Source organism: Metabacillus schmidteae (genome assembly GCF_903166545.1).
Lineage (GTDB): Bacteria > Bacillota > Bacilli > Bacillales > Bacillaceae > Metabacillus > Metabacillus schmidteae.
This window is the reverse complement of sequence record NZ_CAESCH010000001.1, coordinates 52913-66733: the sequence shown is the minus strand read 5'-3', so window position 1 is coordinate 66733 and position 13821 is coordinate 52913. Positions and strand designations below refer to the sequence as shown.

Sequence of the window (13821 nt, the reverse complement as noted above, 5' to 3'; positions counted from 1 at the left end):
TAGTCATTCTTTTATCTAAAAGATTTCTATTTATACACAATACTAAATATTGAATAGATATTGCAATTTGTTAATGAATGGATATAATAATATTATATACTAACGTTAGTTAGTTTTAAAGAAGATTATTACTGGAAATTTACAAACCTATGTAAATATAGAAGGAAGTGTAAGTGTTGACCGAGCAACTCATAAACAAAGACAATAAGCCTCATAAATTAAAAGCAGATTGTGAAAATTGCTTTGCTCTGTGTTGCGTGGCGTTGCCTTATTCGCAGTCTGCCGATTTTGCTATGAAAAAATGTGGCGGAACTCCTTGTATACACCTTAAATCGAATTATAGGTGTAAAATTCACCAAAATCTTAGAACTAGTGGCTTTAAAGGGTGTACGGTATATGAATGCTATGGAGCAGGACAAAAGGTTTCTCAAGAATCCTTTCAAGGGGTAAGTTGGAGGGATTCTCCGAATATTGCTGATGAAATGTTCCGGGTATTTCCAATTATGCAGCAACTTCATGAAATGCTCCATTACTTACAGGAGGCTTTAAACTTACAGGAAGCACGCCCTTTATATAATAAATTGCAACAGATATACGAAGAAACGGAAATGGTTACGCATGGTAGTCGAGCGTCCCTCTTAGAATTTGATGTGCCTGCGCATCGAATGATTGTTAGTAATTTGCTTCTAGAAGTAAGCAAATTAGTGCGAACCAAAGTAAAGAGCGGGAAATACCTAGAGCGTAAAGGAGTGACAACTGACTTAATCGGTGCAAATCTTAAAAGAGCTAACCTAAAAGGTATTAGCTTTAGAGGGGCTTATTTGATTGCCGCTAACCTTAGAGGTGCTGATTTAAGAGTGTGTGATTTTCTTGGTTCAGACTTAAGAGATGCCGACTTAAGTGGTGCAAATTTGACAGGAAGCTTCTTCCTAACTCAGGCACAAGTGAACGCAGCTAAGGGTGATAAAATGACCCAATTACCCAAATTGGTTTCTCCTCCACTACATTGGTTAGTTTAGGTGAATTAGGTCAAGTTCAATAAATTATTGGAGTGATAGAATTGAAATCTTTTATTCGCACGGATCAATTTAATTTTATAAAAAGACAAGTACAAAATCTTGTTAATGGTCACGCTACAGCTATTGATAATGGTGTGATGAGTGCTTTGAAATCAATGACTTTAGAAAGAGTTTTAGTTTTATTTCCTATAATAGAAGAGGAACAAGTACAGTTATTACAACCCATATCTTTGATTGATAATAAAGAAGAGGCAGAAGCCTTTTTATCACAATTGAAGCCTTATGTCATGCCTTTTAAAGTATCAGAGCAGGGAATTAAGAAGCTATTTCCTAAGGCTAAGAAGTTAAAGGTACCTTCGCTTGCTGAAATAGATTTACGCGAGATAGCTTATCTAAGTTGGACAGATACTACTTCTAATAAAAGGTATATCGTCATTAATCGTGATAGCAAGCTAATCGGCATAGAAGGTTCATTTACACCATCGAATCAAAAAGGGGTTTGTTCCATTTGTAATAGTCATAAAGAGGTTGGGATGTTCCTTGCTAAAGTAAAGGGAAAAGAACAAGGAACTTTTAAGACAAGAGGAAATTATATATGTCATGATAGTCAATCATGCAATAAGAATCTGACCTCTTTAGACAAATTAAATAATTTTGTGGATTTGCTTAAATGATGAATTGTATGGAATAGCTAGTGATTAGAACTCAAGACATGTGAAGCACCAGTGTGGGTTTTCTCTATATTGTGGTAAACAAACAAAATTAAATAATGAAGAAAGTTGGTGTTCTCTTTGAAATTAATGGAAAAGGTTACATTAGGTAATGTTGAACAATGGTACGTTGCTCGTGGTTCTAGTATAGAAAACCCAATTCTATTATTCTTTCATGGTGGCCCAGGAAGTCCCCAAACAGGGGCACAACATAAGTATAATAGAGAATTAGAGAATTACTTTCTTGTTGTGAATTGGGATCAGCGAGGTTGTGGGAAGTCCTATAACAAAAACGTCGACCCGCAAACGATGAATGTACAGCAATTACTCTTTGATGCATATGAGCTAGTACAACATTTGCTAGAACGTTTCAATCAAAAGAAGGTCTATATTATGGGTCACTCGATGGGAGCTTTAATAGGGGTACTTTTTGCAGAAAAATATCCGGAAGTAATATCAGCTTATGTGGGAATTAACCAGCCGATTAATCGGCCTTTGGAAGAGGAAATCTCCTATAAATTCACTTTTGATTATGCTACCAAAGTGAATGACAAGAAGGCAATTGTGGAATTAGAGCAAATAGGCGCGCCTAATAATGGTTCATATAAATCAATTGATGGACTGGTAAAGCAGAGAACCTATCTTACAAAAATAGGTGGAGTTACTTACAAGAAAAATGCTATGTTCATCAATATGCATTACTTGTTAAGTTCTCATTTTAACATGAGGGATCGACTGAATTTCTTTAAAGGATTCTCTTTCACTTCTCAACACTTGTGGGAGGAATTATGTTCCTATAATATAGCTGAGAGTATATATGAATTAGATGTACCTGTTTACTTTGTCATGGGGCGACACGACAAAATTGTCCATGACCTAGTTGAAACTTTTTATCAAAAAGTCAAAGCACCAAGAAAGAACATCTTGATTCTAGAAAATTCGGGGCACATGGCTTGTTTTGAAGAGCCAGATGTATTTAACAGTTTTATGATTAACAAGGTACTGAAAGAGAATGAGGCTGTTTAATCGATACAAAAAGGCCATTTTGAGAAAAATGACGATCTGTGATTTGATTTATAAATGTTCCTATTTTTATCTCTTTGAGAAGGTAAGATTAAGTAAATAGCCACCCTACATAATAAACATAACATTTTTTGAGAGTGTACACGTTGATAATTCTTTCTAAGAGTATGCTAACAGCCATAAATAATTGTAGGAGAAGGAGAATTTTCAAATGTTTAGTGTGCTTTATAACAGATTTAAGGTTGCTTTCTGGATAATTTTAACGATTTTATTTGCTACAGGGAGCATTTCAAATATCTACACTGGTACTGATTGGGAAGTAGCATTAAATGCTGTACTTGGAGCTGTTTGTTTAATTGTATCCATAACATTATTTGTTAAAAAAGGAAAAAAGAGGAATGAAAAAAGACTTAACTGAAAAGGATGGAAGATTAATATTACTGTTGACACTTTTAGGAGCTTTCGCTGCCGTGGTAATGATTCCTTATCAAAAGGAGATAGGGCTACTAGATATATTGATTGAGACCTATCATATCACCTTTACCATTGCTGCAATAATAAATGCCATTCAGGTAACAATCTACACGTTAATTGCTTCAGCTATTGGCCTCCATCTTGCTAGACCTGTAGGTTTTAATGTTTCTTATCTAAGAGGTTTAGTATATAAAAATAAAACAGTTCCTTTGTCTTTGAAATGGATAATGATTGCAATTTTAGGCAGTGCAGTAGGAACATTAATCATTGCAGTCCTAGAAGTAAAGGTATTTCAACCTCATCTTGTAACCCAGTTAGTACCGAATGTAAGTCTGTGGAAAATAGGATTGCTTATGTTTTATGGTGGTATTGTTGAAGAAATATTATTACGTCTTTTCCTTCTAACTTTAATTGTTTGGATTTGTTCCATTTCCTATCGGAAGCAGTCTAGGCCTATTCCAAAATATATCTACTGGATTGCGATCCTTGTATCAACCTTATTATTTGGGCTCGGGCATTTACCAGCAACTGCAACTGTCTTTGGTGAGATTACTAGTTTATTATTTATTCGTGCCACAGTATTAAATGGATTGATGGGTGTCTTCTTTGGTTATTTATTTTGGAAAAAAGGTCTAGAGTATGCAATTATTGCCCATATGCTAGGGGATGTATTTTTGCATGTAGTATGGCATTCGTTGTTCACGTGATAGTACAACATAAGCAACATTTTAACCTGATAAAACAAACAGAACATATATAGGAGAGACTAACTAAAAGTTTACTTTTCTTTCTAGTAGCATAGTATCATTTTCAGTTAGAATGTGTACCGAAGTGTCTTAGATTTCAATTTTAGGAGAAAAGAATATGAATGGTATAACCTTACGAGATATAGATAGCAATAACTTTTTTCAATGTATAATGTTAAAATCGCAGGAGTCTACAGGTTATCCTCTTTTTGAGGAAAATGTTGCTTCAAATGTCTTTTCCATTGCACAATCAAAGGTTGAACCTGAATGGGTTACGAAAGCAATCTACAATAATGTGAATGAGATGATAGGTTTTTCGATGTATGGACTTTCTCTCATTTTACATGTGTATTTTAATACAAGGTTAATGATCGACTATAAATACCAGGGAAAAGGTTATGGAAGATTAGCCATGCTGGAAATAATCAAGGAAATGAGAAAGCTCTCTTGTGAAATCTATACAAGTTTTGTTCCAACTAATGACAGAGCAATATGAGTCTGGGTTTCAAAGACACTGGCCGTGTCGTAGAATTTGGGGGAGAAACCGAGCCACTTTATTGTTTAAATCTTAACTAATAGTGGAGACCGTCTTGGATGGTCTCTTTTTCACATAGAATATTTCAAGTATTATAGTTCTAATTTATATGCTCACAAGGTTATTCCTTAAAACTATCTAAGTAAAAAAACAGTTATACGTTTAATTAGAAAATGTTTCGGTAAATAGTTTACGTTACGTCAGGAGTAGTTAATATGGACTTAAAATTGATTTGCAATACATGGGATATTGGTAGGGTTATAAAGATTAGGGAAATTAATCAAGGCTTTATGAATAAAACATACTCTATAATTACAGAGGATAATTCGTATATTTTAAGAATTTATGAGAGTGAAAGTGATATAACCAAGGTTAGACGTGAGTATTTGATACTGGAGTACCTAAGTAATTGTCAGCTTTCCTTTGAAGTACCCACTTTTATAATGAACCATATTGGTGATTATTTATATCAGTCATCTGAAAATGGAACCATATCTATTTTAATGCCTTTGTTAAAAGGGATTAATCCAGATTTAAGCGATGCTAAACAAGCTTATGAAGCTGGAAAGGCATTAGGAGAGTTAAATAAAGCACTAAGTAGAATAAGTGAAGATGTATATAAAGATTTGGGAAGAAATCCTACCTATGATCAATTTCGTCAATTTCATCCTTTAATTAAAGGTATTGATAAAATTGTTGATCATTTACCAACTTCTATTGCAAAAAAACACGAACTACATAAGATCTTTCAACAACTCGATAAGGAGATTGATAATAGTTATTATCATCTGCTTGCAAAACAGTATATTCATGGTGATTATACCTCGGGCAATGTATTGTCTATCAAAGGAAAGATAACTGGAATCATCGACTTTGAATTTTGTTGTTATGATGTACATCCTATGGATTTGGCAATTGCGCTAGGCGGAGGACCAACAGCATTATGGGAAATGGACCAAAGTCTAACCAACATAGGTATGCTGACAAAAGGATACGTTAGTGTTACCCTCTTAACCGAAAATGAATTATTGTATATTCCTTTTTTGATAAGACTTCGTCGTGCTGCCATGTTCGTTTACTTTACGGCAAGATATGTAAAAGGGCTTGATAGTGAAAATTGGATGATTGGAATTGTAGATTGGATACTTGCAAGTGAAGCTTGGCTAATCGACAACAAGGATAGATTAATAGATAAAATTATACAATAAATCAGGTGAATTTTATTACATTTATTGGGAGAAGGGGTATAATAGTATTATATACTAACAAACGTTAGTTATTATAGTGCGGATATGATGTAACTTAAGGAGAATTAGAAAAAAAGTGGGATATTATGACACGAAACATTTTAATTAGAGAAATTACAAGATTTCAAATTGATAAGAAGTTCCAAGGAAAAGGTTATGGAAAAGATTCTTTACATATTACAGTAGACTACATAAAAAAGACACATCCCGCATGTAAAAGCATCTCATTAACTGTTGAGAAAGAGAATAATCAAGCAATACATATATATGAAAAAGTAGGATTTACAAGTCAGAAGAAAGCAAATATGTATGGAGAACTTGTTTTTAAACTAGATGTACCAAACTGAAGCAAACTAATTTTGTAGTGTCTTCATAAAGTAGAGGGCATAACCTGTCTATTAATAGAAATGGTATAGGACTAAGCAAAAAAAGAAGCAGGTTAGTTCCAATGTCCTACAGCCAAATCAAATGTTGCATTGACTATATAGATCGTATGAATTTTCCATCTTCTTACCAAGGTTACTTTTTCCCTGCACCAGGAATAAGAGCGTATAAACAAGTATCTCGTGTTCCCGTTTTAGATATTTTTTTAGAAACGAGTAGAGCAGATGCTTTCAGCGTGTCAAAAATTGAATCATATAACTGTCAATGCTTTGGGGATTGCAAAAAAAGGACCGTCTATTGACGGTATCTTTTTCCTAATAAGAAGAACCAGGTTACTTCTTAATAAATCTCATAATTAAACTGACAATGAACGAAATTATTGTATAAACTACAACCCAGATAAAGAAAGATTCATTGAAAACAGAGAAAGTTAAGATGGTGAACACAACTAATGTTAATAGTGGCATTACAAACCATCTTCTAACCAAAATGAAACCGATAATTGATGCTACAAGAACAATGATAGGACATATTAATAATACCAGAAAAAATTCCATATCTACTATTACCTCTTTATAGGTTATACCATTCTATACAAAACCTACTTAATTTTTATCTAAAAGCAACAAAGATTACAAAAAGTGCCTTAAAATTTGTGCAAAATATACCTAAGGTGCCTTTATCCATCTACTCTTATACCCTTAATTCCAGCCGCAACAGATTTTTGTGGGATTGTTTTAGCTGCAGTTTGCTTTGAAAATGGTGTAGAGATCGCAAATTGATTATTTTGGACAAAAAAGATTGCTGGGGTATTAAAGGCTCCGGCGAAATTCATTCCTTCATAAAAGTCGCCTTGTGAGGAACCACCATCACCCGTATATCCTACAGCAACTGCCTTTTGATGTTTTTTCTTTAAACCAAGTGCTACACCTGCAGTTTGAATAATTTGTGCACCAATTATGATTTGTGGAAGCAACGCATTAACACCGTCTGGAAATTGACCAGCTTTAAAATGTCCTCTGGACCAAAGAAATAAATTTTGCAATGGTACACCATGAAAGAATAACTGTGGAATATCTCGATAACCCGGTAGTATCCAATTTTCTTTTTCAAGTGCAAATTGACTGCCTATCATTGATGCTTCTTGCCTAGATGTTGGAGCATAAAAACCAAGTCTCCCTTGTTGATTTAACAAAATAGATTGTTTATCAAGAGTTCTTGTATAAAGCATTCTTTTCATCAATTCAACTAAATCATTATCTGGTAAGTTCGGAAAATTCAGCTCATCAATTACATTTCCTTCTTCATCTAAAACCCTAAATTCTTGAAATTCTTTTTCAATTTTGTAGTAGATTTTCATTCAAAAGAGCCAACATCTTTTATAAGTATATTTTATACTGTCGTATATATTTACATTATAAATATTCTGGCTAACACTGTCAATATTAGTTATGAATGTATAGATCGATTACTAAAAATATTAGTTGAAAATCTATGGACATTCTATATCATTAATATTGAGGTGAGTTTTTTGACACTTGAAAAGCAATTGCTATATTTACTCTCTAAAGTGGGAGAAATTGAAAGTAAAAAGCTAATCAAAATATATGAAGCTATGGGCTATACCCCACAAATAATTAGAAATGTATTAACTAAATTAAAAAAGGAAAAATATATTGATTCATTAAATCGTGCCATTTATCGAATTACTCCATTAGGAAAAGAAGTCCTCAGTTCTTTATATTTTAAAAGGGATTTATACAGCAAGCATTGGGATGGGAAATGGTACATCATTTTAATTGAAATACCAGAAACGTTAAGGAAAAAAAGAGATATATTTAGGAGAAAACTGATTCAATTTGGATTTGGGCAATTAAATAAAAGTGTGTATGTTTACCCTTGGGATATAACAAAAGATGTAATTAATATTATCGACACACTTGAAATTGAGGATTATGTAACGATTCTTGCAAGTAATGAATTCCTATTAAATAAGATTTCCAAAGATGGTGAGAAAGGAGCAAATAAAGCATTAGGAATATGGAAGATTGAAGAACTGAATAATATATATAAAGAAAAATTTGAGCGGTTTGAGATGGAACGTAAATCAGATATTAATAAGCTACTAAATAATCAACATCCGGATGATTTAATAGCATTTAGCTATTATTTAGAGATAGGTAAATTAATAAATGAACTGTTGGATATTGATCCCATGTTACCACCAGAATTTTTACCGGGGAGCTGGGGAGGTACAAAGGTATTATCAGAATTAAATAGGTTATATAAGTTGATAGCAAATATTATTCCTAAAGAGTCTATCTATTACATTTTTGTAGAGAAGGATCTATAGGATCAGTACTTTCTTAATGAACTGTTAAAATAAAATAAGGTAGCAAAAGTAAGAGTGTGATATTGTCCTTTACGTATATAGTGCGTTAATCCAAAGGATTAGCGATTTTTTGTTGTTTAGCGTACAATGATTAACTTTTTTGCTGTGGATATTTCTAAATGAGGTGTATTTAGGTCTAGCTTCAGCACCTAGCCCCTCGAAGTAGAAATGAGTGTCAAGAAGTCAATATTCACGACTTTTATTGACACAGAACATTTGCTTGCCGGGGGTGAGATTGCGCCTTAAGCGTTTTGTTTCTAAAGAGCAGACTGGCTAAATACGGGAATGTTTAATTGGTAAGGTTCTCTTACATTTGACGATAGAGATCATCAACCGATAATGGAGGCGACTTGTCAATTTCGTATATAGCATTTTTACTCTCTTGCTTTCCATTATACTAAAAAGCAATTATCTTATCCAATGACCATTCACGGGTATCTGTACATTCTATAAGTAATATTCCTTCCATGTTAGAGTCCATTTTACCAATTAGTTCTCCACTTGAATTCCATGCACAGCTTCCCCCTGCAGCTTTATATCCGCCAGTTTCACCACAATAATTTGCCATAAAGACTGTCATACTATACTTTTTTGCCGTGTGCTGAAGTATCTTAGTATCGTTTGCATAACCATTGTCTGATAATAATGCGCTTGTGATATAAACCGAGGTGTTAGTGCTGTAAGCATTGCTTCTGTGTGTTGGGTTGTTTGTATCCGCGCAAATTGCAAAGGAAAATATTTCATTCTTCTCTATTATTTTAGGATCCAAATTCCCCGGAATAAAATACTGTTCCTCGCCAGGATATAAAAAATGTTTGGTATAAAGTTCAAAAGTACCGTCTTTAAAGAATATTAAACTGCAAATCATTATATCTTTTCCAAACCTAACGGGAACTCCAACCACAGCATTTATATTATTGGTAATACAGCAGTTTCGAATTTGAATTAATATTTCATCTTCAATAGAGAATGCAAGTTGATCTGAACACTCTAATTCGTACCCCGTTAAAGATAGTTCTGGAAAAATGACATAATTACTGTGATGTTTTCCTGTAGCTTCAATGACAGCACAATGCTTCTTTAAGTTGTAATCGAGGTCTCCGTCCATTACCGAAATTTGTGCTAATGCAATAGTTATATTCTTTTTCTCATCCATCATATAATGCTCCTTCCCTATCCTCAATTTTTAAATTTTCTTGCTAGTAATTGGTATTTTTTTGTTGCAATTTAAAAAAGAAGTATTATAATAATCAATGTACTAACGTTCGTTAGTGTTAAGGCGATTATAATATAAAGAAGTTTCTTTGTCTAAGTATTTTTTGCCCTTTTTATAAGTCTAATAAATATGGAGTTTATAGGAGGTTAGTAAAATGAGTAAAATAATGCGTTTAGAAGGGTTCATTGTATTTTTACTTGCCATTGGATTTTATTATGTAAACGAATTTAGTTGGATAGTATTTATTATCTTTTTACTTGGGCCTGATGTAGGAATGGTAGGATATGCAGTGAATAATAAAATGGGTGCATATATTTATAACATTTTTCATACTTATACGATTCCTCTACTTTTAATAGGAGTGTCAATTTTAATGAAAGTTGATATCCTCTTATTGGTTGGCTTGATTTGGAGTGCCCATATTGGAATGGATCGCTTCTTAGGCTATGGATTAAAATACAGCACTGGATTTAAAGATACACATCTTGGTAGGTTTTAAGGTTTAATACAACCATTAATGGTGAGTCCATTTGGACATCTAAAGGATATTTGAAGGGAGAATAAATTATGAAGAGAGTAGCTGTTTTTTGTGGGTCGAGTGATGGGGTACAAAAAGAATATAAAGAAATAGCAGCAGAACTTGGAAAAGAACTAGCAGTAAGGGGAATCACATTGGTTTATGGAGGGGCTAGTGTAGGAATAATGGGCACATTAGCTGATTCAGTTTTACATAATGGTGGAGAGGTCATCGGGGTAATTCCTAAGTTTTTGGAAGAGAGGGAAATCTCGCATAAACTGTTATCCCAATTATATATCGTAGAGACTATGCATGAAAGAAAGGCGCGAATGTCAGAGTTAGCTGATGGCTTTATTGTTTTACCCGGCGGTCCTGGAACAATGGAGGAATTTTTTGAAATTTTCACATGGGCGCAAATTGGATTGCATCAAAAGCCTTGTGGGCTTCTTAACGTCAAAGATTATTTTAATCCATTACTTGATTTGCTTGACCATATGATTGAACAAAAGTTTTTACATGAAAGATTCAGGTCTTTCGCGATTATAGAAAACAAGCCAGAAGCTTTATTAAAAGAACTTTACCAGTTTGAGCCACTTTCAATAAAAACGTATTCTACTTCAAAAGTGATAAATTAATTGCTTTTATGATATAAATCTGACATATCGCCTAAAGAACCATCCTATGACACAAAATTAATAAGAGAGAAGTGAAATAATGAAAGGGAAAAAAAAGTATAAATTTTGGAGAATTGTTAGAAATGTATTTTTAATCTTATTATCTATCTTTCTACTATGGATTGTATACCATCAGGTGATGACTAAATTTGAGCAAAAGAAGTACTCTGCAATTGGGCAGTTAGTTGAGGTTGATGGGAAGAAAATGCACGTGTATACAGAAGGGGAGGGTGAACATACCGTTGTCCTATTAAGTGGATTAGGTACGACAGCTCCTGCGCTAGATTTCGAACCGTTGATGAATGAAATGGCAAAAAATAATAAAGTTGTAGTCATAGAGCCCTTTGGTTATGGCTGGAGCGACGTAACAAAGAAGGAACGAACAGTTGAGAACATTACGGAGGAAATCAGAGCAGCTCTTAAGGAAAGCAATATCAATGGGCCTTATATCTTAATGCCTCACTCCGTTTCGGGAATTTATAGCATGTATTACGTAAATAAATACCCTGATGAGGTAGAAGCTATTATTGGAATTGATAGCACTTTACCGATGGCAACAGAATACTTTCAAGAAGCTGCACCAAGTTTACCAGGATTTTTGAAACTTGTCGCCCCAATGGGAATCGCAAGAGTTGCGGTAAATGTCATTCCTGATAATTTTCTTCCAATCGCAGATGAAGGGACTTATTCTGAAGAAAATTTACAGATGACTGAGAAGCTTTCTGCTTGGAAGGCATACAATTCTAATGTTATAGAAGAAGCACAAGAATTAAGCAATAATATCAAGAAGACAAAGGATATGTCATTTCCTCCAAACATACCTATTATGATGTTCACGACAAAGGAAGACAAGGTAAGTGAAGAAGGAAAATCAAATGTCACATTTTATCAAGACCAATTACGTAATCAAGATTCTAGCGAACTCATCATCTTGGATGGACATCATTATTTACACTGGACAAAATCTCAGGATATGAGTAAACAAATTAATGATTTTATTGAGGACTACATTGGAACTGAATAAAGCAAGACCCAGGAGCGACGGTTCTCAGTTAGAAGGATTCATTTCATTTGAAGTGTAGATTCACTTATCTTAAGGAAAACTGGATGTAGCTTTTGATAAGACAGTCTTTACATTAAGTGAGATCTAAGAATCGGTAGGAGAGCGATAACTTCAAACTCTTACCTATCTTATAAATAACTACTTGGTACTGATACACTCTATTTTACAACTGAAACCTAGGCGATTCTCAATGAAAATCTGGCTAATGAGACATACCTTTTTCTAGTACCAGAGTAGCAGTCCATGCATCATTATTATTATATTTATGCAATAAATGGAGCCTAATGCAGCATCTGGCGTTCAGAAGGAGAACTGCGATAATTTAGAGGTTGAAAGAGATTATGTATGCTTGTGTTCAGGGGAGAACTTTATCTAAATTTAAGTTGGAATAAAATATAAAACATTTCCTTTACATACATTACGGGGGGGGATAGTGTTTAATGAATATAGCAATTATTTCCTTGTTATATATTGGAGGTTAAAGGTTATGGAAGCACTACTAGAAAACAAATTACAAATGCAAAGTAAGCAGAAATCACTTGTGTTAAGTATTTTTCTTACTGGAATCTTTATGGGGGCCCTAGACCACGGAATTGTCGGCCCCGCATTAAGCTCGATTGTTAGTACATTTGGCATCAATACTTCATGGGGGGTATGGAGTTTCACGATTTATACCTTGCTTTTTGCAGTTAGTATACCCTTAATGGGTAAATTCTCTGATCGATTTGGTAGAAAGCGAATTTTCATGACTGGTATTCTGTTATTTGGATTAGGTTCATTACTATCAGCTGTCGCTCCTAACTTTTTGACCTTTTTAATAGGAAGGAGTATTCAGGCAATAGGTACAGGGGGTATATTCCCGATTACTGCTGCTTACATTACTGTAAGTTATCCAGTTGAAGAACGTGCGAAAGCAATGGGATGGATTGGTGTAGTATTTGGCTTAGGAAGTATTATGGGGCCTATTGTAGGAGGATATATCATTCAAAACTATGCATGGCAATGGATCTTCTTAATCAACGTACCTATTTCAATCTTGGTTGTTTTTTCAATGAGTGTGATGAAATTGCCACAAACAATTAGTAAGAAACCAATCGATTATTTAGGCATTATCTTAATAACAGGGATTATCCTTTCTTTTATGCTAGGTATTACATCGAAAAATGTCCTAATACTTATCATTGGTTTACTAATTGTCCCATTTTTCATTAAAACAGAAAAGCATTCACAAGATCCTATCATCAAACTGAATTACTTCAAATCAAAATATGTGTTAATTATTTTAAGCTTATCACTGATGTCCGGTTTTATAATGGCATCAACAATGAATCTTTTACCGTTATATATAGAAACAAACTTTGATGTAACGAAGGCAAAATCGTCTTATGGAGTGGCTCCACTTGCAATTGCTTCTATGGCTGCTTCCTTGATAGGTGGGTATTTGGTTACAAAGTGGGGAGCAAGAAACATATTGTTTCTAGGGTTTGCAATCACATTAATCGGTTCACTTTCTTTCATCTTTCCGATTACCTATTCATTGCTACTTGTTTCTGCTGCTATAACTGGTTTTGGAATTGGGATTATTATTGGTGCACCACTAAACATCCTAGTGATACAGGGAACTTCAATGGAAGAAGCAGGTTCAGCAGTTGGGCTGCTAAGTTTATTTAGATCCTTAGGTTCGACTATAGGACCAACAATTGCTGGCATCATTTTATCTTCTATTGCAAGCGGTTTTGCCTATGTATTTATAGTATTGATGATTGTTTCAGGCTTAGCGTTGTTATTGTTTATGAATTTAAAAAAATAAGAAGTGTTTAT

At 33.9% G+C, this 13821-nt stretch carries 15 protein-coding genes and 1 pseudogene; 13 read left to right on the top strand and 3 right to left on the bottom strand.

All coding sequences use genetic code 11. The annotated features are described in order from the left end of the window. Nucleotides 1-176 precede the first annotated feature (176 nt). The 8 genes from HWV59_RS00330 (at nt 177) to HWV59_RS00295 (ending at nt 6101) form a co-directional block, all read left to right on the top strand. Nucleotides 177-1019, top strand: coding sequence for a pentapeptide repeat-containing protein (locus HWV59_RS00330; RefSeq protein ID WP_235991641.1), 843 nt, complete (start codon nt 177-179; stop codon nt 1017-1019). A gap of 32 nt (nt 1020-1051) precedes the next feature. Next, nucleotides 1052-1693 carry a FusB/FusC family EF-G-binding protein gene (locus HWV59_RS00325; RefSeq protein WP_328824158.1) on the top strand — a complete coding sequence of 214 codons (642 nt, stop codon included), beginning with the start codon at nt 1052-1054 and terminating at the stop codon, nt 1691-1693. Nucleotides 1694-1819: 126 nt separating this feature from the next. Continuing rightward, entirely contained in the window at nt 1820-2755 is a 936-nt protein-coding gene (locus HWV59_RS00320; protein WP_235991787.1) for an alpha/beta fold hydrolase, read from the top strand. 208 nt (nt 2756-2963) lie between these two features. After that, a complete protein-coding gene (locus tag HWV59_RS00315) occupies nt 2964-3170 on the top strand; it encodes a hypothetical protein (RefSeq protein WP_175637802.1) in 207 nt (68 codons plus the stop codon). Further along, the gene (locus tag HWV59_RS00310; RefSeq protein ID WP_175637801.1) at nt 3151-3933 is read left to right on the top strand and encodes a CPBP family intramembrane glutamic endopeptidase; all 783 of its coding nucleotides are present in this window, start codon (nt 3151-3153) and stop codon (nt 3931-3933) included. Before HWV59_RS00315 ends, HWV59_RS00310 begins: the two co-directional genes overlap by 20 nt. A gap of 157 nt (nt 3934-4090) precedes the next feature. Further along, complete coding sequence (locus HWV59_RS00305; protein ID WP_217708430.1) at nt 4091-4468, top strand: GNAT family N-acetyltransferase; 378 nt, start codon at nt 4091-4093, stop codon at nt 4466-4468. Between the two features lie 254 nt (nt 4469-4722). Next, nucleotides 4723-5715, top strand: coding sequence for a phosphotransferase (locus HWV59_RS00300; protein ID WP_175637800.1), 993 nt, complete (start codon nt 4723-4725; stop codon nt 5713-5715). Between the two features lie 125 nt (nt 5716-5840). After that, on the top strand, nt 5841-6101 hold the full coding sequence (locus tag HWV59_RS00295; protein WP_175637799.1) for a GNAT family N-acetyltransferase: 261 nt from the start codon (nt 5841-5843) through the stop codon (nt 6099-6101). Between the two features lie 369 nt (nt 6102-6470). Here the strand turns inward: HWV59_RS00295 and HWV59_RS00290 are convergent, their stop codons facing one another. Both HWV59_RS00290 and HWV59_RS00285 read right to left on the bottom strand, forming a co-directional pair. Then, nucleotides 6471-6695 carry a DUF2651 family protein gene (locus tag HWV59_RS00290; RefSeq protein ID WP_075983135.1) on the bottom strand — a complete coding sequence of 75 codons (225 nt, stop codon included), beginning with the start codon at nt 6693-6695 and terminating at the stop codon, nt 6471-6473. Nucleotides 6696-6820: 125 nt separating this feature from the next. Further along, nucleotides 6821-7498: pseudogene (locus tag HWV59_RS00285) on the bottom strand (thiamine pyrophosphate-dependent enzyme); the annotation flags it as partial. A 171-nt stretch (nt 7499-7669) separates the two neighbouring features. Here HWV59_RS00285 and HWV59_RS00280 point away from each other — a divergent pair. Next, nucleotides 7670-8491, top strand: coding sequence for a PaaX family transcriptional regulator C-terminal domain-containing protein (locus tag HWV59_RS00280; protein WP_175637797.1), 822 nt, complete (start codon nt 7670-7672; stop codon nt 8489-8491). A 436-nt stretch (nt 8492-8927) separates the two neighbouring features. Here the strand turns inward: HWV59_RS00280 and HWV59_RS00275 are convergent, their stop codons facing one another. Further along, on the bottom strand, nt 8928-9686 hold the full coding sequence (locus tag HWV59_RS00275; RefSeq protein WP_175637796.1) for a carbon-nitrogen hydrolase family protein: 759 nt from the start codon (nt 9684-9686) through the stop codon (nt 8928-8930). 214 nt (nt 9687-9900) lie between these two features. On the opposite strand from HWV59_RS00275, the gene HWV59_RS00270 reads away from it, so the two are divergent. The 4 genes from HWV59_RS00270 to HWV59_RS00255 all read left to right on the top strand — a co-directional run bounded on the left by HWV59_RS00270 (nt 9901) and on the right by HWV59_RS00255 (nt 13810). Then, the gene (locus HWV59_RS00270; RefSeq protein WP_102230424.1) at nt 9901-10245 is read left to right on the top strand and encodes a DUF4260 domain-containing protein; all 345 of its coding nucleotides are present in this window, start codon (nt 9901-9903) and stop codon (nt 10243-10245) included. Nucleotides 10246-10313: 68 nt separating this feature from the next. Further along, on the top strand, nt 10314-10898 hold the full coding sequence (locus HWV59_RS00265; protein ID WP_175637795.1) for an LOG family protein: 585 nt from the start codon (nt 10314-10316) through the stop codon (nt 10896-10898). Nucleotides 10899-10977: 79 nt separating this feature from the next. After that, nucleotides 10978-11961, top strand: coding sequence for an alpha/beta fold hydrolase (locus HWV59_RS00260; protein WP_175637794.1), 984 nt, complete (start codon nt 10978-10980; stop codon nt 11959-11961). Nucleotides 11962-12487: 526 nt separating this feature from the next. Beyond that, complete coding sequence (locus HWV59_RS00255; protein WP_175637793.1) at nt 12488-13810, top strand: MFS transporter; 1323 nt, start codon at nt 12488-12490, stop codon at nt 13808-13810. The last annotated feature ends 11 nt before the right edge of the window (nt 13811-13821 follow it).